This window comes from Pantoea sp. GM_Pan_3, assembly GCF_026541045.1.
Lineage (GTDB): Bacteria > Pseudomonadota > Gammaproteobacteria > Enterobacterales > Enterobacteriaceae > Pantoea > Pantoea anthophila.
Genome location: NZ_JALNVA010000001.1, coordinates 317,695 through 338,482 on the forward strand (window position 1 = coordinate 317,695; position 20,788 = coordinate 338,482).

The 20,788-nt window shown below is 54.2% G+C and carries 18 protein-coding genes and 1 tRNA gene; 8 read left to right on the plus strand and 11 right to left on the minus strand.

Features of this window, described 5'->3' with window-relative positions; translation table 11 throughout:
• Positions 1 to 239 precede the first annotated feature (239 nt).
• The 4 genes from OXR04_RS01325 to OXR04_RS01340 all read left to right on the plus strand — a co-directional run bounded on the left by OXR04_RS01325 (position 240) and on the right by OXR04_RS01340 (position 4,056).
• Positions 240 to 1,247 carry an NADP-dependent oxidoreductase gene (locus tag OXR04_RS01325; RefSeq protein WP_267371484.1) on the plus strand — a complete coding sequence of 336 codons (1,008 nt, stop codon included), beginning with the start codon at positions 240 to 242 and terminating at the stop codon, positions 1,245 to 1,247.
• A 253-nt stretch (positions 1,248 to 1,500) separates the two neighbouring features.
• A complete protein-coding gene (locus tag OXR04_RS01330) occupies positions 1,501 to 1,950 on the plus strand; it encodes a hypothetical protein (protein WP_267371482.1) in 450 nt (149 codons plus the stop codon).
• Complete coding sequence (locus tag OXR04_RS01335) at positions 1,901 to 2,851, plus strand: aminotransferase class V-fold PLP-dependent enzyme (protein ID WP_267371479.1); 951 nt, start codon at positions 1,901 to 1,903, stop codon at positions 2,849 to 2,851. Before OXR04_RS01330 ends, OXR04_RS01335 begins: the two co-directional genes overlap by 50 nt.
• A complete protein-coding gene (locus OXR04_RS01340) occupies positions 2,848 to 4,056 on the plus strand; it encodes an MFS transporter (protein WP_267371477.1) in 1,209 nt (402 codons plus the stop codon). Before OXR04_RS01335 ends, OXR04_RS01340 begins: the two co-directional genes overlap by 4 nt.
• Before the next feature lie 18 nt (positions 4,057 to 4,074).
• On the opposite strand, the gene OXR04_RS01345 is transcribed toward OXR04_RS01340, so the two are convergent.
• From OXR04_RS01345 to OXR04_RS01365, 5 genes are read right to left on the minus strand one after another with little or no spacing between them, the layout of a single operon-like run.
• Positions 4,075 to 5,040: an oligopeptide/dipeptide ABC transporter ATP-binding protein gene (locus OXR04_RS01345; protein WP_140925563.1), complete on the minus strand. Its 966-nt coding sequence runs from the start codon at positions 5,038 to 5,040 to the stop codon at positions 4,075 to 4,077.
• Entirely contained in the window at positions 5,037 to 6,017 is a 981-nt protein-coding gene (locus tag OXR04_RS01350) for an ABC transporter ATP-binding protein (protein WP_267371472.1), read from the minus strand. Before OXR04_RS01350 ends, OXR04_RS01345 begins: the two co-directional genes overlap by 4 nt.
• The gene (opp4C, locus tag OXR04_RS01355; RefSeq protein ID WP_181405400.1) at positions 6,014 to 6,961 is read right to left on the minus strand and encodes an oligopeptide ABC transporter permease; all 948 of its coding nucleotides are present in this window, start codon (positions 6,959 to 6,961) and stop codon (positions 6,014 to 6,016) included. The genes OXR04_RS01350 and opp4C overlap by 4 nt, the downstream gene beginning before the upstream one ends.
• Positions 6,961 to 7,920 carry an ABC transporter permease gene (locus OXR04_RS01360; RefSeq protein WP_267371469.1) on the minus strand — a complete coding sequence of 320 codons (960 nt, stop codon included), beginning with the start codon at positions 7,918 to 7,920 and terminating at the stop codon, positions 6,961 to 6,963. The genes opp4C and OXR04_RS01360 overlap by 1 nt, the downstream gene beginning before the upstream one ends.
• Before the next feature lie 53 nt (positions 7,921 to 7,973).
• On the minus strand, positions 7,974 to 9,581 hold the full coding sequence (locus OXR04_RS01365) for an ABC transporter substrate-binding protein (RefSeq protein WP_267371466.1): 1,608 nt from the start codon (positions 9,579 to 9,581) through the stop codon (positions 7,974 to 7,976).
• Positions 9,582 to 10,484: 903 nt separating this feature from the next.
• Between OXR04_RS01365 and OXR04_RS01370 the strand changes: the two genes are divergently transcribed.
• On the plus strand, positions 10,485 to 11,450 hold the full coding sequence (locus OXR04_RS01370; RefSeq protein WP_267371463.1) for a helix-turn-helix domain-containing protein: 966 nt from the start codon (positions 10,485 to 10,487) through the stop codon (positions 11,448 to 11,450).
• Positions 11,451 to 11,612: 162 nt separating this feature from the next.
• Here the strand turns inward: OXR04_RS01370 and OXR04_RS01375 are convergent.
• Positions 11,613 to 11,688, minus strand: a tRNA-Asn gene (locus OXR04_RS01375).
• 333 nt (positions 11,689 to 12,021) lie between these two features.
• Between OXR04_RS01375 and OXR04_RS01380 the strand changes: the two genes are divergently transcribed.
• Positions 12,022 to 13,143, plus strand: a complete 1,122-nt coding sequence (locus tag OXR04_RS01380; RefSeq protein WP_267371460.1) for a Gfo/Idh/MocA family oxidoreductase — start codon at positions 12,022 to 12,024, stop codon at positions 13,141 to 13,143.
• A gap of 68 nt (positions 13,144 to 13,211) precedes the next feature.
• Here the strand turns inward: OXR04_RS01380 and OXR04_RS01385 are convergent, their stop codons facing one another.
• The 3 genes from OXR04_RS01385 to OXR04_RS01395 form a co-directional block, all read right to left on the minus strand.
• A complete protein-coding gene (locus OXR04_RS01385; protein ID WP_009089371.1) occupies positions 13,212 to 14,042 on the minus strand; it encodes a glycosyltransferase family 8 protein in 831 nt (276 codons plus the stop codon).
• A gap of 8 nt (positions 14,043 to 14,050) precedes the next feature.
• A complete protein-coding gene (locus OXR04_RS01390) occupies positions 14,051 to 15,433 on the minus strand; it encodes a D-arabinono-1,4-lactone oxidase (protein WP_267371457.1) in 1,383 nt (460 codons plus the stop codon).
• 83 nt (positions 15,434 to 15,516) lie between these two features.
• Positions 15,517 to 16,149, minus strand: a complete 633-nt coding sequence (locus tag OXR04_RS01395; RefSeq protein ID WP_009089375.1) for a TetR family transcriptional regulator — start codon at positions 16,147 to 16,149, stop codon at positions 15,517 to 15,519.
• 139 nt (positions 16,150 to 16,288) lie between these two features.
• On the opposite strand from OXR04_RS01395, the gene OXR04_RS01400 reads away from it, so the two are divergent.
• Positions 16,289 to 16,828 carry a DUF2058 domain-containing protein gene (locus tag OXR04_RS01400; protein WP_267371454.1) on the plus strand — a complete coding sequence of 180 codons (540 nt, stop codon included), beginning with the start codon at positions 16,289 to 16,291 and terminating at the stop codon, positions 16,826 to 16,828.
• 16 nt (positions 16,829 to 16,844) lie between these two features.
• Here OXR04_RS01400 and OXR04_RS01405 read toward each other — a convergent pair whose 3' ends face one another.
• Entirely contained in the window at positions 16,845 to 17,543 is a 699-nt protein-coding gene (locus tag OXR04_RS01405) for an RluA family pseudouridine synthase (protein ID WP_267371451.1), read from the minus strand.
• Positions 17,544 to 17,767: 224 nt separating this feature from the next.
• On the opposite strand from OXR04_RS01405, the gene OXR04_RS01410 reads away from it, so the two are divergent.
• On the plus strand, positions 17,768 to 18,028 hold the full coding sequence (locus tag OXR04_RS01410; protein WP_009089378.1) for a hypothetical protein: 261 nt from the start codon (positions 17,768 to 17,770) through the stop codon (positions 18,026 to 18,028).
• A gap of 210 nt (positions 18,029 to 18,238) precedes the next feature.
• On the opposite strand, the gene OXR04_RS01415 is transcribed toward OXR04_RS01410, so the two are convergent.
• Entirely contained in the window at positions 18,239 to 20,161 is a 1,923-nt protein-coding gene (locus OXR04_RS01415; protein ID WP_267371448.1) for a methyl-accepting chemotaxis protein, read from the minus strand.
• Positions 20,162 to 20,788: the final 627 nt, after the last annotated feature.

Genomic DNA, 20,788 nt, shown 5'->3' on the forward strand with positions numbered 1-20,788 from the left:
TTGCTGTTGATGTTGTGAAATCTGAACCCGCTGATGTCAGCGGGTTTTTTTGTGTCTGAAAACAGCTGCGAGACAGCAATTCCAAAGCTTCTGTCGGACATTATCTTTCACCAGCCTGCCAGCGATGAAACAGAGTTGAACAAAAAACATAAATGTTATTGCTTAATCGGTATTTTGGAAAAGGAGATTTAAGGGAGTAGGGTGACATTATTATTAACAAAGCTGATGGATGTGCGGTTATGAGTAAGGATCGGTATGAAGCAACGAACACCTTTGTCTATCAGGTTTCTCGCCCGAATGGCGAGCCGTTAGCTGAGCATTTTCGCTTTGTTGAGCAACCTCTGGAACCGCTGGAGGAGGGGGCTGCCTGGGTCAAAAATGTGCATTTTTCAGTCGACCCTTATATGAGAGAGTGCATGGATGGAGACTGGGAACTGAATACGCCGCTGGAAGGCAGAACGATCGGGCAGGTGGTCCAGTCTGCTACCCCGCGTCTTGTGCCGGGTGACTGGGTTTTTCATCGAGAGGGCTGGCGCACCTATGCTCAGGTAAAACCTGATGAGGTCAGAGTAATCCAACCCATTGAGGGCGTGCCTTTACGGGCCTGGCTGAGTGTTTTGGGGGGAACAGGGCTTACCGCCTGGGTGGCGCTAACCCGAATAGTCCAGCTACAGGCTGGGGAATCCATCTATATCTCAGCGGCAGCAGGGGGGGTAGGTTCTGCGGCGGCACAGTTTGCCCGGTTACTGGGGGCAAAGCGTGTCATAGGCAGCACACGGAGCATTGAGAAGGCTAAGATTCTGACAGAGCGTTTGGGGTATACCGATGCATTTGTTTATCAGCCCGGCAATATCAGTAGCCAGTTGCATGAAGTCATCCCTGAAGGCATTAATGTTTTCCTGGATAACGTAGGCGGAGAACAACTTGAAGCCGCCATTGCTGCACTTAACGAACAGGGTCGGATCGCACTTATCGGTGCGGTGTCTCAATACAGTGCTTTGAGCCCTCCTGCTGCACCACGGAATTTATTTGATGTGGTAGGCAAAAGTCTGACACTTAAGGGCTTTCTGGTTCGGGATTATAAAAACCTGCAGCAGGAGCTGGAAGCGGCAATTATCCCGCATATCCAAAGCGGAAAAGTGATCCCGGAAGAGACGGTCACCTTTGGATTTGAAAATAGTGTCGACGCTTTTCTTTCCATGCTGAAAGGTGGTAATACCGGAAAAGCTATTGTCAGCATAGAATAAATACGGATTAATGGCGTGCTGAATCATGATGCAGACACGTTTTTTTACGTGCCTTAAGAAACTCGCCAGTCATTAATTCACATGCCTTTGCTAAAGGCAGAAATGATGATGCATTTAAAATATTTATAACAACTCTGATTTTAAATTATCCTGTTGTGGTTTTCTCTTTTAATAGATGTTTAATGGGGTGAGTCAGCTCCCAATCCTCACTAAACAGGCACTGGAAGCAGGCTCGCCTCCGAATTGCCATGATATGGGAAGTCATGCATTAGCCTCTGGAGAAGTACTGGTTTCAGGGGCCAGCGGCGGTAAAGCACGTTTTATCCCGTATTCCCATGATGACTGGCAAAATATGATCCAGCAGGGCGTTCAGACGCTTTACGATGTGGGCCTGGTGGCGGGTGACAGAGTGATCAATACGTTGTATGGCGGCCATATGTACGGTGGGATGCTCACCTCCTCTCAAGAGCTGGCCTTGATGCCCATCCAATCTTACACCGCAGGCCAGGGTATTAAGCCAGAGGAGTTGGTTGAACTACGCAGGACGTTTAAAATTAACGCGATCATTGGCATTCCTGATGACGCGCTACGCCTTCCAGACAACAACCCCATGGATCTTTGGGCTTTCTGGCCCGGGATCGGCGGCAGCGGAGATGGCCATAGGCAACCTTATACATTCGCAGTCGAAAGTTCTGGCTATTAGCTCCGGACATTTTGGATTGCGCATGTACGAAATGGCACGCCGTCATCAGGCGACCGTCACCTTATTCGAATTTGATGGCAGAGACGCTTTCCCGTTGGAGAGGCTTCGTGAGTTGCTGAAGCAGCAGTTTTTTCATGTTGTTACCCTGGTTCATGGTGAAACCTCCTCTACCACAATTAATCCTGAACTTGCTGCGATAGCTGCGCTTTGTAAGCAGCATGGTGCGCTGGTGGTGGTGGATGCCGTCTGTACGCTTGGTACTACGGAGGTTTTGATGGATGAGTGGCAGCTTGATGTTCTCTTTTGCGGGGGACAAAAAGGGCTTTCATCAATTCCAGGGGTCTCATTGATCGCCTTTTCAGCGGAGGCATGGGGACAGGTTGTTCAGCGTACTTTTACGCCCCGGCATTGGTGTTACGATGCGCTGCTGGCGGCAGAGTTCTGGCATCATCATCGCTATCACTATACTGCTCCGGTTAATGGGCTCTTTGCCCTGCATGAAGCATTGCGCCTGTCAAACGCCGAAACTCTTTCTGTTCGCATCATTCGTCATCGCAACAGTTCACGAGGCCTGCAACACGCTTTGCTTCAGCTGGGCTTGGCTCTGGCAGCTCCGGAAGTGACCAGATTAAATGCGGTAGTCGGATTTTTTCTTCCTGCCGGGATAGCCTCTCCAGATCTGATTGAACATCTTCTTGTAGAGCATAAGATTGAGATCTCAGCGTCATTTGGTTCACCGCTGTTACGTATTGGTCAGATGGGTGAACAGTGTCGTGCAGAAAATGTTTTTCGCCTGGTGAATGCATTAGCGCTCACACTTGAAACGCTGGGACATCCCGTTGACCGTGTTGCCGCGCTGGAAAGTCTTACCTTATTATCTGAAGGAGCAATGCCACTATGATCAGGACTGCCTTTTTATGGCCGCTTTTTATTCTGGATTTCATATTACATTTCAGCAGAGCACTCACCTTCACGTTTTTCCCTATTTATCTCTCACAGACGCTGCAGTTTAATCCGCTGATGACAGGCTATGCACTGGGAGGCAGTCTGGTGATCGCCACGGTGGCGGGTGTCTGGTGCGGCATGCTGGTTGATCGGTTCACTCCTCAGCGGTCGCTTTTTCTGGCGACGCTCATCTCGGTTATTGTCTATGGCTTATTAACGCGGGCCCAACATTTCATTCAGGTTTTTATTTTACTGGTCATGATTGAGGTCGCCTTCACGACCATGCACCTCGCAGTGAAATCGCTTCTGTCAGGCTTACTGCCTGAGAACCAACGGGGCGCCGCCTTTTCGGTTACCTATACCCTGATCAATATCGCTTTTTGCAGTGCGCCGGTTCTCGGTATTCTTGCCAGTCACTATGCCGTACATGCGCCGATGTGGCTGTCCGCAGGATTGAGTTTTATTTCGCTCTGCATACTCAGCTTCTATTACCGACGTTACGATGCGCATCTGCACATCACCTCTCCCGTTAACGGGCCGAAAACCAGCCTCAGGGAGACAGTCAGCGTGTTAATCAGCGATTATCGGTTGCAGCTTTTTACCCTGGGGGGGCTGTTCAGTGCACTGGTCTATGCCCGTTTTGCGACGTATTTATCGCAGTATCTGGGCTATGTGGTCAGCGAGGCAGAAGCGCTGAGGTTAATTACGCTGATTGTCAGTATCAACGCAGCAACGGTCATTCTGTTGCAGTACGTTATTGGCAAAAAGATTACCCGAAAAAATATGGTATTTAGCGTGATGATCGGAACCGGATTACTGGTGATGGGTTTATATTTCTATCACGTCTCTGAGCTGACCCTGTTCTGGATTGTCGGTACCGTACTTTTTTCATTAGGCGAGGTGGTGCTTGTGCCGTCGGAGTTTCTTTTTATCGACTCTATTGCCAGAGACGATATGAAAGGGGCCTATTTCGGTGTGCAAAATATTGCAATGCTAGGGGGCGGAGCTAACGCGATTCTGTTCGGCTACCTGCTCAATAGTCATCTTATCCCGCCATCCGCCATCTTCTATTTACTGATTCTGTTCGCCCTGCTGGGATGTGCTTTATACCTTACCGGCATTCGCCAGAAAAACAGGGTGGTAACAGCCAGAGGCTCCTGAATCCCGCGTCTGATGTTGTTAAATTAAATGACACGCCACCTGGTGCCCGGGTAACACTTCTCGTAACTCAGGCACTGCCTCGCGGCACTGTGCTTCCGCCCGCGGGCAACGTGACGAGAAGCGGCAGCCGGAGGGAGGCCGTGACGGATCCGGAATCTCCCCCTTAATCACCTCGGGGGGTTCATTTTGCGGGTCGAGCGTTGGTACGGCGGCCAGTAGCGCCTGCGTGTAAGGATGCAGCGGCTGACTGAACAGGGCATCGCGGCTGGCGGTCTCCACCAGTTGCCCGAGATACATCACCGCTACGTCATCGCAAAGATGTTCCACTACACCGAGGTCATGTGAAATAAACAGGAAAGTAACGCCGTGGTTATCACGCAGATCGGAAAACAGGTTGATAATCTGAGCCTGAATGGAGACATCCAGCGCTGAAATTGGCTCGTCGGCGATAATAAAGTCCGGGTTGAGAATCAGTGCCCGGGCAATGCCAATGCGCTGGCGTTGCCCCCCCGAGAACTCGTGTGGGAAACGCGGGTAATGTTGCGGAGCCAGTCCGCAAATCTTCATCACCGCGATCACTCTGTCATATAACTCCGCTCTGGTGCAGAGTTTGTGTGCCAGTAGCGCCTCACCAATGGCATCGCCGATACGCTTACGTGGATTGAGTGAGCTGTAGGGGTCCTGAAACACCAGCTGGATTTTGGGGCGCAGCGCCTGCATTTGCCGCGCCGTCAGCGTCGACAGGTCCTGTCCGTGGTACTTAATCGTACCAGCGGTTTTATCATATAACCCCAGCAATGTCCGACCTACGGTGGTTTTGCCGCTGCCGGATTCGCCGACCAGACCGAAGATGGTGCCCGGGCGGATGTGAAAGCTGACACCGTCAACGGCGCGCAGCTGTCCGGTTTCCTGACCAAACAGGCCATCACGTATCGGGAAGTACTTTTTCAGTGCATCCACTTCAATCATGTACTCATCACTCATGCGAAAGATTCCACTTTTTCACGATGAAAACAGGCGGCCTGCCGCGTTTGCCCCACCAGCGGCGGTATGCCTGTCTGGCAAATTTCGCTGGCGCGTTCGCAGCGATCAAAAAAAGCGCAGAATGCGGGCAGCGCGGCAAGGTCCGGCACCTGACCGGGGATGGAGTAGAGCCGACGTCGCCGCTCGCCGGGAACCGGTCGGGACGCGATCAGCCCCCGGGTATAAGGATGCAGCGGATCACGCAATACCTCTGCGGTGGGGCCATATTCAACAATCCGACCGGCGTACATCACTGCTACCTGCTCAGCCATACGGGCAATGACGCCCAGATCGTGGGTGATCAGCATCAGTGCCATCTGGCTGGCACGGGCCTGATCGCGCAGCAGACGCAGAATCTGGGCCTGAACGGTGACATCCAGCGCGGTAGTTGGCTCATCAGCGATCAGCAATTTCGGCTGGCAGCTGAGTGCCATCGCAATCATAATGCGTTGCAGCATGCCGCCGGAAAGCTGGTGCGGATAGCTGGTCATCAGACTTCCGGCGCGCGCCAGTCCGACCTGGCTAATCAGCGCGATCGCTTGCTGCCAGGCGGCTTCAGGCGATTCCCCCCGATGGCGAATCAACGGCTCGCACAGCTGCTCGCCAATAGTCAGCACCGGATTCAGGGCACTCATCGGTTCCTGAAAAATCATTGCCAGCTGGTTGCCGCGCAGGTCGGCCATCCTGGCAGGATTGAGTGTGAGCAGATCCTGCCCCTGGAAGCGGATGGCTCCGCCATCAATGCGCGCAGTCTGCGGCGGCAACAGTCCCATCAACGACATGGCGGTAACACTTTTGCCGCAGCCGGATTCGCCCACGATACCCAGTGTCTGTCCTGCATAGAGGGTAAAAGAGACCTCCTGCACGGCCTGCACACGGCCATGTTCCGAGGCAAAGGAGACGGATAACTGCTCAAAGGTAATTAGCGGCTGGCTCATTTCAGGCTCCGTTTCATGCGGGGATCGAGCGCATCACGCAAACCATCCCCCAGTACGTTAATGGCAACCACGGTGACAAAGATGGCGATGCCCGGTGGCATCCACAGCCACGGGCGACGCTGGAAGTCGATCAGGCTATTAGCGGCATCCATCATGTTGCCCCATGAGGGGGTTGGCGGGACGACGCCAAGACCAAGGTAGCTCAGCGCAGACTCGCTCAGAATGGCGTTTGCCACCGCCATTGTCGCCATGACCACCAGAATCGGGATGGTATTCGGCAGCAGGTGACCAAACAAACGGCGACGTGAGGACAGGCCCAGCACATGCGTTGCCAGCATAAAATCACGCTCGCGCAGCGAAAGGATTTGTCCGCGCACCAGCCGCGCCAGTTTGGGCCACTCCAGCAGACTCAGCATGATAACCACCATATAGATGCGCGCATCCGCGGAGAAATCGAGCTCTGACAGCATGGCGCCAGCGACAATCAGCAGCGGCAGGCTGGGAATGGTCATGACCAGATCGGCCAGACGCATGATCAGCTTGTCGGTCAGGCCACCCGCGTAGCCCGACACGGCACCAAGCAGATAACCCAGCGTCACCGACAGCAACATCGTCAGCAGGCCAATGGTCAGTGAAATGCGCCCGGCAAGGAGCAGACGGGTGTAGACATCCCGCCCGAGAAAATCAGTTCCCAGCCAGTGCTGCGCCCCTGGCGGTTTGTTGATCATCAGCGCATCTGTGGTGTCATCCTGCCACGGCGACCAGATCGGCCCCAGCACGCACCAGAACGCCATGATAATCAGTAAAACCAGGCACACCATCGCCAGAGGGTTGCGCCGTAATACCCGCCAGGCCTGGCGCCAGGGTGAGGGTGTGGCCTGCGCCAGCGCCGGGATCACCGCGTTGCGCAGGCGGCGTTGCGTGGAAAAAAGTGAACGGACCATCATGACTTCACCCGAATACGTGGGTCAGCCCACGCGTAAAGCACGTCGGCGAGCAGATTGCCAAGGATAGTTAACACTGCCAGAAAAAGCGTAAAGCCCATCAGCACCGGATAGTCTCGGGCAGCGAGCGAATCGATGTGAATATGCCCCGCACCCGGCCAGTTGAAGACCTTTTCGGTGATAATGGCACCTGAGAACAGGCCCGGCAGCTCAAAACCAAGCAGGGTAATGATGGGGAGCAGCGCATTGCGTAATGCATGTTTCATGATCACTGTACGTTCGCGCAAACCTTTTGCCCGGGCAGTACGAATAAAATCCATTTTGATGACGTCGAGCATGCTGGCACGAAAATAACGCGTCAGGCTGCCCGCCTGCAGCATCACCAGTGCCAGCACCGGCAACATCAGGTGGGCCGCCACCTGGACAATATAGGCCCAGCCGCTGTCATCACTTCCGGTATTGGTCATGCCGCCGACCGGCAACCAGTGCAGATCTACCGCGAACCATTTGATTAACAGCAGGCAGAGAAAAAAGGTCGGAAAAGACATCGCGGCAAACACCAGCACGCTGACCAGATGATCAAACCACGCGTTGGGTCTGAGTGCAGACGCGATACCGGCGGCCAGGCCGATCCCCCAGTAAAACACCAGGGCGACACTGGCGAGCAGAAATGAATTCCAGACATACTGATTGAGCAGTTGAGTCACAGGGATCTGGTATTGCAGAGAAAACCCTAAATCACCCCTTAACAGCTGGCCAAGCCAGTGCAGATAGCGGGTGAACAGGGGCTGGTCAAGGCCATAAATCGCTTTCAGTTCGGCCGCGCGCGCTGCAGTCAGCGTCACGTTGCCATCGATAAAGTCACCGGGTGTCTTTGCAAATAACATAAAGATGATAAAGGAAGCAAACAGCAGCATGGGCAGGGTGTTCAGCAGCCGCCTCAGGATAAAATTTCGCATGGTATTCTCATATCAGCCGTCAGGCAGTCCTGACGGCTGAACAGCTGGCAAGGTTATTTAACGATTCTGACGTCCGGCAGACTGCCGGTGAGGCCGTTATAAATATCCGGTTTAAAGCCGGTCACGCGGGCGCTACTGGCGGAGAGGATCTGGCGATAGCCGAGCAGAATTACCGGTGGGTCATCTGCCAGCACTTTGTACAGCTGATGGTAAATCGGCTTGCGCTGGGCCACATCCAGCACCGCGTTGCCTTCATTAATCAGTTTATCCACCTGCGGATTGTTATAGCCGGACTCCTTCGCCTCGATGCTGTAGTAATCCCATACCCCGTCATGCGGATCGTTGAGCGTGCTGGTACTAAAGGATGCCAGGTCGTAATTGCCCGCCTTGCGCTGGGCCATCAGGGCGTTGAAGTCCACCACCTGGGGTTTCAGCAGCACACCAATCTGTTTCCAGTTCTCTTTAGCGATCGGGATGAGCGCGTCGTTCAGCACCTTTTTGCTCGCCAGTAAGGTCAGTTCAAGACGTTTTCCGTCCTTCACACGAATACCATCGGCTCCGGGTTTCCAGCCCGCCTCATCAAGCAACTTTTTCGCCTGTGCCGGATCGTATTTGTAGGGATTCACGCCATCCGGGTTATACGCCCAGGAGATGGGTGCGATAGGTTCCACGGCAACCTTGCCATACCCCTGGTACACCACATCGATCAGCTTCTGACGATCCAGCCCATAAATCAGTGCCTGACGCACCTTCACATCCTGCAACGCCGGGCGACGAACATTGAACTCGACCTTGCTGTAATCACTGGACCCGTAGAGGTTGATATTGGCAAAGCCGAGCAGTTTCAGCTGTTCAATATCATCCGGTCGTGACGTAAAGGCGTCGTAATCCGTTTCACCGGTCTGGAACAACTGGAAATTGGTTGATGGGTTTGTGACGCGATAAATAAAACGAGGCGTCGGCGGTGTGCCACGATAAAAGTGGCTATTGGCATGAAAGCGAATTTCCTGCCCGGGGATATATTTATCATAGACATAGGGACCATTGCCCAGCGGTTTGCCATGCAGGGTACGCAGATAGTCAAGATTGCCGCGCTGATAGCCTTTGCCGTAATAAGCTTCCGACAGCACCGGCCCGCCAATTTTTGCCAGTGTGGTTGCGCCAGGTTGGGTGGTGGTGATCTGTAGCGTGAGAGGATCAATGACTTTCAGGCCACTGACACTGTCGGCTTTTCCTGCTTTATATTCCGCGCCCCCGGCTATATTCGCGAGGGTGATGTCGGTGTCGCCATCATATTTCGGATCGTACAGGACGGTAAGGGTAAAGGCGACGTCTTTGGCAGTGAGTGGGGAACCGTCGCTGAACGTCAAATCAGGACGCAGCTTGATGGTATAGACTTTGTTATCCGGGCTTACCGTCCAGCTTTTTGCCAGACCCGGCACCAGATTGCCGTGGCTGTCCCAGTCAATCAGGCGTGAAAAAATAACGTTGGTGACATTTTCATCCCAGCCGTTGACAAAAAAGTAAGGGTTAAAAATCCCCTGAGGTTCAGAAATGCCTGCCACCACCGTATCTTTGCGCAGTTTCGCCGCTGCCGGAATCTGGCTGGAATCGGTGGCCGGGGTAATGCCTTCTTTAAGGGCGTCTTCGGCAAACGTCATCGCGCTGAAGGCTGTCAGGCTGCTGAAGAGTGCTATTTTAAGTCTGAACTGAATATTTTGTTTGTTTATTAAACTGACCAAAAGAGATCCCTCAACAATATAATGGCAATGTGCATTTACAAAAACTGAAAATTAATCTCACCCTGATCCGGTGTCTAACAATCAAACGCTATAACAAATAACAAAATGTCCTTATGTTATTTATGGATAAGCTTGGGAGTAATTCTCTTTATTATCAGGATGCGACTCAGATCAATGTTACGGTACGTGAAAAAGTTCAGTCGTCCATGCTGATTTAATGCGTCAGGCTGGAAAGCCGCGATACCGCAATTTGCCGCTGGCTTTCTTCGTGGATGTCATACGGCCCCAACATGCGTGAGATGTGTGAGTTCTGAGCTTCCAGAGACGTAGATCTTCGGGATTGATCAAAAGATAGAGACCAGGAGATTTGGAAAATCAGAATGCTTAAGTGAAAGGTGTCAGACAAAGGGATCTAATATCATTCACAGAAAAGACTCTTACAAAAACTTGTTGAATATGGGTTGTGGGAAATTTGTGCGGATGCCAGACCAGTATCGACTTTGCCATAACTGGCTGATAATCAATCTAAATCAGAAGGCCTTGACTGGCAGGGACAACGGGCGCGCAGCCTGAAAAGGCCCCTGACATGGTGCTCCGTCTTAGTGCAAATGCACATGCCTGGAGTCAGGCTTCCGCTTCCCGACGCCACCAGCTACAGGATGGCAGGCGAGTTGAGACGACAGGCTTTAAGGCCTGTTTTGAGTGAGTTAGTGAAGAAATGCGTGGGAGAGGGAGGGGGAATCGTCCTGCTGGCACGATAGTTGCTGCCTCTGAACATGTTTCTGTTGTTTATGCGGGATTCACGTCGCGAGGTGAGCAAGTATGAATAGCTTCATGCAGTCTGCGGGCAGCACCCACTATTCGACCGTTGGCGTTGCCGAGTCACGCCGCTTCGAATACTGGAACGACGTCGTGTTACGTCACTGCATTCCGGCAGCCAGCGTGCCCATGGCAGGGGTCGACTTTGACGCCCGGCTTGCGGTGCGTGGCGTGGGCATGGTGGATATCTGTTCGTTGTCCGCACCTTTGCACCGCTGGGATCGCACCGCCCGATATCTGAGACAAGGCCCCGATGATGATCTGTGGCTGGGCTATATGCAGGGAGGATACGGCCAGCTTGAGCAGGGTGGACGCAAGGCGGCGCTGGTGGCGGATAGTCTGGTGCTCTACGACGCCGCACAGACTTTCCGTTTCAGTCTGGGTGGACACGATAACCATCTGGTGCGGGTCCCACGACATCTGCTGAGTGGTCGTTTGCCGGGGATTGAAAACCTCACTGCTGTGGTGCTGGATGACCGCCGCCCCGGCGTGATCCCGCTGCGTGAAATGCTGCGTCAGGCGACGGTAATGCCCAGCTATCTGGACAACCCGGAAATTTCTGGTCGTTTCTCCCAGACGCTGCTGGATCTACTGGTGTTGAGTCTGGAATTGCAGGATCCTGACAACGTCAGTGCTGAGCGCGATCTCTATGCCCGCATGATGAATTACATCAGGCGGCAACTTGTCGAGCCTGATTTGAACATCGAAAGTCTGGCACGGGCACACCACGTTTCCGTTCGTACCGTCACGCGCGCTTTCGCCCGCCATAAAAAAACGCCGATGGCAGTGATTTGGCAGGAGAGACTGCGGGCAAGCCGCGAGGCTATCGAACGTGGAAAGGTAAAAAGTGTGTCACAGGCGGCACTGGATTTCGGCTTCTCTGATTTCTCTCATTTCAGCCACGCCTTCCGCAAAGCCTTTGGCGTCTCACCTCGCTCCCTGCTGGCAAAGGAAAAGCAAAGTTTGTGATGCGTTATCTCAACGCCACTCTGGCGCAGCATCTGGCTGATTGCCGCCACCGCGCCGCTGCGCATCCAGGCAGGTTGTTGCATGGTGTCGGGGCAACCCGGTGCTGATGATCTCTGAATGCTGAAAAGCAAAAAGCCTGCTCGTAAGCAGGCTTCTTAAATCTGGCTCCTCTGACTGGACTCGAACCAGTGACATACGGATTAACAGTCCGCCGTTCTACCGACTGAACTACAGAGGAATCGTTTGAACGGGGCGCATAGTAACGGCCACGCTGAGCCATGTCAAAGCTCTTTTTCATAAATCTGCGCGACTGCTGAAATAGTCGCCAGTGCGGCGTTTAATACACCAGAAGAAGTCCGTCAGACGCTGAACAGGGGTGTAACAGCCCGTGCGGCAGACTGAGGTATTTATGAGGTGTTTTACCGTTCTGCCTCCCTTGCCAGGCGGCACGAGGCGTGGTTTGCCCGGATAGTTTTTTACTGCCGTCACAAAGTTTTCATTACGCCTTTGTCAGCAGATAAAACGAAACGTAGATTTCATTTCAACCCTGAAATGAATATCCGGAGCTGAAATGAAACAAGTCCGAATCGGCATGATCGGCAGTGGTTATATCGGGCGCTGCCACGCGATTGCTTATGCTCAGGCCCCGACCGTGTTTGCGCTGAAAGGTGAGATCGTGCGGGAGATGCTGGCCGAGGTAAATCCAGAGCTGGCGGCCCGTCAGGCAGCCACCTTTGGCTTTGCGCGTTCTACGGGAGACTGGCGCGAGCTGGTCAGCGATCCCGCCATTGATGTGGTGGATATCTGCGCGCCCAATTTTCTGCACAAAGAGATGGCGCTGGCGGCGATACGCCACGGCAAGCATGTCTACTCAGAAAAACCGCTGTCCTTAAGCGTGGCGGATGCGCAGGAGATGGTAAGCGCTGCGCAGGCGGCGGGGGTGAAAACGCTGGTCGGCTTTAACTATATGAAGAACCCGACCAGCCAGCTGGCGAAAGAGATCATTGCCCGCGGAGAAATTGGCGAGGTGGTCCATTTTTACGGCACGCATAACGAGGATTATCTTGCCAGACCGGAGACACCGCTCGACTGGCACTGTCAGAAAGCGCTGGCAGGGCTGGGTGCGCTGGGCGATCTGGCGGCGCATATCGTCAACATGGCGCACTATCTGGTCGGTGATATTGCCGAAGTCAGCGGTGACATGATGACGGTCATCACCGCACGACCCGACCCGAAAGCGCCCGGACGTCAGTTACCGGTGGAAAACGAAGATCAGGCCAGTGCGCTGCTTCGCTTCCGCAATGGCGCGCACGGCGTCATTGAAACCTCGCGTATCGCCTGCGGCGCGAAAATGGGCCTGACCTATGTTGTGACCGGAACCAAAGGCACGCTGCGTTACACCCAGGAGCGCATGGCTGAACTTGAGCTTTATCTGCATGACGAGCCCGCCGGGCGACAGGGATTTAAAACGATCCTGACAGGACCCGCCCATCCTGACTATGCGAACTTCTGTGTTTCAGCCGGACATGGCATCGGCTTTAACGACCAGAAAACGGTAGAGGTCCGCGATCTGATTAACGGTATCGCGGCGGACGACCGCATGTGGCCCGATTTTGTCGAGGGGTTACAGGTGCAGAAGGTGCTGGAAGCGATAGCGCACTCTGCTGAGCAGCGACGCTGGGTGGAAGTGTAACGGCAGATCAGGAAGGGTGTCAGATAAGAAGGGGACAGGGCGGGAAGAGAGCTTCCCGCCCTTTAAAATCAGATCAGGCCGCTTTTCTCCCACCACAGCTTATCCAGCGCATAGAAGCGATCGCGCTGGCTCTCAGGCTGGTTAAGATCGCGCTTCCACGGCTTGGCCAATATGTAGTGCAGGTTTTTCACCTCATCGTCCTGCCAGAGCCCGCGGTGCTGAAACGGCAGCGTTTTCAGCGCATTGTAGATATAAGAGAGCGGCTTCCAGCGGTCGGCAAAGATTTCATTCAGCAGGTCCTGCTCCGAGAAAGGATAGGCGCTCAGGTCATCAATGGCGGCGATACGTTTTTCCATCGCCTCAAACACCGCATTATCGGGCTTCAGCACCAGAAAACCGCCGTTGAGGTACAGATCCACGCTCTGTGGTGCTGTCTCACCGCGTGCCTGCCAGGTGTAGTGGCACTGCTCCGGCTGCCATTCCGGCGGATAGGAGGCGATCTGGTTGGGATTGCAGCGGCAGGCGTGGCAGGCCGCCAGCAGATTATCACCCAGATCCAGGGTAAACAGCTCATCCATGTTCTGCAGCACCAGCATGTCCGCATCCAGAAAAACGACGCGCTCATAGTCCGTCAGTTGCCAGGCGCGCAGCTTGGTCCAGACCTCGCCGAACTGCGCCGAGGCGTAGTGCTGATCCAGATCTTCACGCGGATAGAGTGGCTCAACCGGCTCAATCACGCAGCCTGCATCCTGCAGACGCTGACAGTCCGCCTCAGAAATGGCGGGAGTCGTCATCACCACCAGTGGCCACTGGCTGTGGCTCTGTTGCAGCGAACGGTGCAGCGCTTGTACGCCCACCAGATAATCGGGTTGTGTTAACAGCGTTACCCAGGCAAACATGGCTTTCCTCAGTCAAAAAGTGGCGTGATGTAGTCGTTACCCAGTCGTCCCTGTGGATCGAGCTGGCTGCGCAGGGCGCGGAAGGCGTCCCATTGCGGATAGATCTCACGCCAGTTGTAGCGTTCTTCATCGTAATATTTGCCCCAGTGTGGGCGTCCTCCCTCTTCGGCCAGCAGTTTCTCCACCTCCGTCAGGAAATGCAGTCCCTCCTGCGACAGCGAACCATCGTCGGCGTAATAGACGACAAAGCCGAAAAAGCAGGTGGGCTGATCGGCGGCCGGACTGAGCCAGGCCGAGGAGGCGCCGGTGCAGCGGAGGATAATCGGGTAGTGCATATGCGGCCGGTTCTCTGCGTACCACTGCTTTATCCGGCGGATAATGGCTGGCGTTTTTGCCAGCGGGACGCCGATCTCCACGTTGATCTGTGGCACCGCAATGCCCCGGCAGAAGAGCTGATAGATGTCACCGGTAACATCCGTGAAGTCGCGAAAACGGGTCACGGTGCGAAACTGCTTGCCGCCTTTCCCCTGAATCTGAGTATCGCGGTGCATATGCGCCAGGGTCTGATCGATCGTCTCGTTCAGACTGTCATCCGCTTCGCCCTCATGTTCCACCACTTTGCGCCCCTGCTGCTCATAGCGCTGGCACTCCTCCTCGCTGGCTTCATGGGCGTTCCAGACATGCATCAGATTGTCGTCAACGAACCACCAGGCTTTGCTGAGAGGGTAGTCGTTGTTCCAGCGCAGCAGATCCTCTTCCAGCGTATCGGCAGAGACCGCGTTCTTATGGCAGGTGAAGATGCGGTATGGCCCGGTGCGCAGCGTCACGGCGGTGACAATACCCAGCGCCCCCAGAGAGACCTGAGCTGCCGGGAAATCCGCGTCGCCCCGGACAAACTCGCGCACGCTGCCGTCGGCCAGCACCATGCGGATGGCCAGTGCTTCATCGGCAATCGAACTCTGCTGCAATCCCTGGCCGTGCGTGCCGGTGGCCATCGCCCCTGCCAGGGTCTGAATGGCAATCACACCCGGCGACGACGCCAGCATGCGGTTCATGCGGGTCAGGGTGCGATAAACCTGTTCCAGCGGGGTGGCACCCCCAAAGGTCACGCTATCCTCATCGCTGGCGAGCTGACCGCTGAGCGCGCTGAGGTCGAGCAGTAAATCATCTTCACTGACGTGCAGCATCCGTCCGGGGGAGAGCTTGCTGCCGATGACCCGAATCTGGCCGCGTGACTCCCGGATAAGCGTCTGTAATTCCGCTTCGCTGGCAGGGCGCTGAACCTGATGACGGCTGCCGATTTTAGCGTTCTGCGCCCAGTTCCAGAGCGCATCATCATCGGGTTCAACATGAGTCTGGCGAAGCGGATAGAGGCGTGCGTCTCTGCTCACAACAGCGTTCCTTTTATGGCAATTTAATGACGAATGTTTACTAAGCGTAGACCATGAGTAAGCGGAGCCAGAGCGGTGAGCAATTATTTGCGGATATAGCGCAGTGTGGCGGTGACAGCGAGCTGACGATTGCGCCGGATACTCTCTTCTTCGCTGTTATCCGGACTGAAGAGGGCATTGAAGGTGTAGCGGTTTGAGACGTGATGAACACAGATACTGCTGATCAGACGATGAACGTCGATGGTCTGCACATCGGCGATAAACACGCCCTCCTGCTGACCGCGGGCCAGGATGTCATCCAGCAGATCCAGCGCGCTGCGGTTAAGCGCTTTAATCTGCGGTGACTGCGTGATGTAGCGACCGCGCAGCAGGTTCTCACTGCAGACCAGCCGCATAAAGTCGGGATGGGCAACGTGGTAATCGAAGCTCGCTTCCACCAGGCGGGTCATGGCCAGCTCCGGCGTCATTGCGGCCAGGTTCAGATCGGTTTCATGCGCGCGTATCTGCTGATAGACCTGCTCCAGCACTTCGATGTAGAGCTGCTCCTTGCTGCCGAAGTGATAGACCACCATGCGTTTAGTGGTCTGAGCGTGTTCGGCGATCTGCTCCAGTCTGGCACCCTGCATACCAAACTCTGCGAAGGTTTTCAGTGCGCCTGCGATGATGCGTTTTTTCAGCCCTTCCGGGTCATTTTTGCGTTTCGTAATTTCGGACATGGTGCTCAATAAGGTGATTCTGACCGGGGAATGGTAGCACAGTGTTGAGGCGTAGCCCGCAATCGCGGCGTCAGCCTGGCACAGCCCGAAAGATTACAGGTATAATCCCGGACAATATTTAACAGATTCAGAGACGACAATGACAAAACTCACCTTACAAGAGCAGATGCTGAAAGCAGGTCTGGTATCCAGCAAAAAAATGGATAAGGTTCAGCGCACAGCGAAGAAATCCCGGGTTCAGGCGCGTGAAGCCAGAGCGGCGGTCGAAGACAACAAAAAAGCGCAGCTTGAGCGCGATAAGCAACTTAACGAGCAGCAGAAACTGGTCGTCCTGTCGAAAGAGTACAAAGCACAGGTCAAACAGCTGATTGAAATGAATAAAATCGAGGTGGCAAAAGGCGACATCAGCTTTAACTTTACCGACAACAACCTGATTAAAAAAATCGTGGTGGATAAGCTGACGCAGACCCAGCTGATTAATGGCCGTCTCGCCATTGCCCGCCTGACTGCTGACAAAAATGGCGAAAGCCAGTACGCCATTATCCCGGCCAGCGTGGCGGATAAAATTGCCCAGCGTGATGCCAGTGCTATCGTCCTGAACAGCGCATTGAGCGAAGACGTGCAGGACGAAGATGATCCCTATGCCGATTTCAAAGTACCGGACGACTTGATGTGGTAACCGCGGACTGAGGCAGTCAGAAGGGGCTGGCGGCTGAGACGTGTAGAGGCTCACCGCTGACCGGATGTGTAAACGCTAATCCACTGGCGTGCAGCATCAGCCTCTCCGCCTGCTCAGCGCCCGGCAGCACCTGCCCGCCATAGAGATCACAGCCCAGAATCGGGTGCCCCAGCTGCTGACAGTGAATGCGCAGCTGATGGGTACGCCCCGTTTCCGGCATCAGCTCAACCCGTGTAACCGCCACTTCCATCCCTTCTCGTCCCTGCCAGTGGCTGCGCGCGATAACCCGGAAGCGCGATCGCGCAGGCTTGCCCTGCAGCGGGCAGATTGTCATGCGGGGAAACTGCGCCGGATCTTTCGCGATGGCGGCATCAATCACACCTTCATCCTCAGCCAGATGGCCGCACAGCAGCGCCTGATACGTTTTGCTCACGCTGCGCTGGCTGAACTGCTGACTGAGCGCCGCGTTGATCGCTTTATTCAGCGCGACGACCATCAGTCCCGAGGTGCCAAAATCGAGCCGGTGCACCAGCGTACAGCCCGGAAACAGTCTGACCAGCCGGTGATGCACTGAATCGAGGTTTTGCGGATTCTTACCGGAAAGGCTGAGCAGCCCGCTGGGTTTATTCACCACCAGCAGATGATCATCCTGAAACAGAAGGGTGATCTCGTCATGGCAGGGCGGAGCAATAAACGTATCGATAATGGCAGACATAGTGAAACCGGACGATGAAGGGCAGAGGATCATAACCGATTGCGTGTTGAGTGACGACTCCCGGCCTGGCAGGGCAGAGACAAACTGAAGGGATGCCAAAAAAACATTTAGTATTTTGTTCAGCAACTTGCGCGATTTTTAGTGATAAATTCGGGCAGTTCTCCCTTTTACGACTACAGTCTCTGGTGAGGTTGTTTTCAATTCGTACCAATGGAGGATTTTCTGTGTTAATTCAAAACGACGAGAAAGGCCACGTAATTATTGGCGAAGCGGCACTGAGCCTTGCCCTGGGTGAGAAAGAAATCAGTATCGCATCACTCTTTACTCAACTGGGATACATGGCGAAATCCGAGAGCAACCCCGACCGGCTGACGCAAATCTCCGAGGCCAGAAGCTGGCTGAGCAGTTTTACGTCTCCGGCGATTGCCCAGCAACAGGTGCCGTATCTGCAGACACTTACAGGCCTGAACGACGAACTGAACTAGCTGTAACTGAACTGACACCAGTGGACGTAGTCCGGCTCCGGCCGGAAAACGACGAAGCGAATAACCTCACAGGTTGCGCGAAAGCGTATACCGGCCGGAGAAACTGTCATGGACGACACTCCTCTCGCCAGACCCTTTTGATCTCCCCTCAGCCTGAACGATCATCGCGCAGCCAGCCCTGTTGATCAGGACTGGCCAGACGATACCCTGTTAAAAACTTTCCCAGCTGCTCTCTGCAGAAGCCTTAAGCGGCACGGCCGGAACAAGGCGAGGCGCTGAAGCCGGCGCGGGGCGGCTGACGGCGTGCTGAGCACCAGAGAGGCGGAAGACCGCCACCGTTTTTTCCAGCTCCTCTGCCTGTGCTTCCAGTGAACTCGCTGCGGCCGAGGACTCTTCAACCAGTGCGGCGTTCTGCTGGGTCGTCGTGTCCATCTCGGCCATCGCCACGGCGATCTGGGAGATCCCCCGGTTCTGCTCGTCCGAGGCCGCAGCGATTTCGCCCATGATATCTTTCACCTGACTGACGGAGCGGACGATATCATCCATGGTGGACCCTGCGCGTTCTACAAATCCGGACCCTTCACTGACCCGGTCCAGTGACTCACGGATCAGCGTCTCAATCTCTTTGGCCGCCAGCGCGCTGCGCTGTGCCAGATTTCTCACTTCACCCGCGACCACCGCAAACCCGCGTCCCTGTTCACCGGCACGTGCGGCTTCGACCGCGGCGTTGAGCGCCAGGATATTGGTCTGGAAGGAGATGCTGTTGATGACGTGAATGATTTCACCAATTTTGCCCGAACTCTGGCTGATGTTGTTCATTGTCACCGTCACATCACGGATGATCTCGCCACCACGACCGGCATTCACTGACGCCTCTGTCGCCAGCTGACTCGCATGATGCGCATTTTCCGCATTCTGTTTAACCGTCGACGACAGCTCTTCCATACTGGCTGCGGTCTGGACCACGGCCGCAGACTGCTGTTCTGTACGGGAGGAGAGATCGGTATTGCCTGCTGCGATTTCCGCTGAGGCACGTGCCACGCTGCTGACGCCGTCACGCACGTTGGTGATGATGTTCTGCAGGCTGCTGTTCATGGCATCGACCGCCAGCATCAGCTGACCGAATTCATCGCCACGTGTTGTGGTCAGCGAGGTGGTTAAATCTCCCCCGGCAATACGCTGCGCGGCGCTCAGCGTCTCTTTCAGAGGCTGGGTAATGCTGCGGGTGATCCGCCAGGCGATCAGCAGACTCAGTACCACACAAATCAGTGCGGCAAAGGCAATGCGCCACTCTGCCTGTTTAATAAATTCCGCAGAGAGCTGTGACTGGAAAGCGAATGTATCGGAAACCGCCGCATTAAGACGCTCAGCGCTGGTGGTCAGACCCGCCGACTCACTTTTCTCTTTCTCTGCAGCATCGACATAGCGCGTTAACGCCTCGCGCTGCTGCGCCAGGGTGCTGAGAACCGTGCGGGACACCTCGTTAATTGCAGGCTGTGCAAAGCTGTCCAGCTGCTCACTCAGCGTGGTGATCGCCGTGAACTCCTCAACAACCGACGCTCTGCTGGCCTCAGACGGTTTTTCCAGGAACGCCTGTTCAATGTTTGCGGCATCAAACAGCGCGGCGGCCAGACGCATGACCGGTAATCCGGCATCAGGGGTCAGTGCCAGATCCAGCGACTCCGACTGATGCGCAAGGGCAATCAGGGCGTCCGGTTTAATGGCATCAAAGGCGTGAGAAGTGGTCTGTGCGGCGGTGACAAATTTCTGTCGCTGCTTCTGATAATCGTTAAGCAACTGCCCCATCAGCGCGACTTTCTGCTGACCGAGTTCGTCCCACTGAAAGCCACTGAGGCGTTGATACAGCGTATCCAACTCCTTCAGCGCCTGTACGTTACGGGCGGCAAATTCCGGATCTTTAGTGTACTGGTAGAGTGTGCGGTTAAGGCGCGCATTACTTAAGGTGTTTACCATCTGAACAGTGATGGTGCGTCGTGCCGAGTTATCTTTGATACGGCTGAAGCAATCGAAAGCGAGCCAGGTAATAGCCAGAGAGGCGGCGATGACGATGATAAAACCGGCACCCAGTTTTTTCCCAATTTTAATACCGGAGATGTGTTGAGCAAGGCCCATAAGTTTCACCTTTAATGAGGTTTCTGAAGCGGGAGAGAGGCGATTAAATAATCTCTGCATCTTCTTCTTATCGTCAGGGTGGGGTGAAGCTTTAATAAAAATTATATATTTCAGTTTATCTTCTTAATTAGAGTTCCATTGTTTTTAAAGGGAATAATAAGCCTGCTAATTTGGGGTTGCTTGTAAAAAATATTGATTTCATTATTAAAAACGGAATTGTTTGAGCAAAATTTCTTTACGTTAACTGAAGAAGACTTTATTGATTAAGATCAATTTATTTAAACCTTAAAAAGTATCAGTCACCAGCAGAGGTGAATCTGTTGCACTGCAGTGATCAATGCAATGCTATTCATGCTCACTCTTTTGACTGTCTGACTCACTACGGTATTCACGGTTGACCATTATTCCTTGCCTGTCACTTTCTGCACACCCACCCGACTCTCTGCATTGCCGGATTTCAGCAAAATATTGCCGTTTTAAGCATTTGTGATCGCTGTCTGTCTTCACTGAGAATGAGAACAGAAGGTTAAGAGGATGATAATAGTGCTGAAGAGCAGAGTTAATCCGCTCTTCAGGACTGACAATAAATCACGATGATTTTTCCCTCTGGGGGAACATTTTAATTAT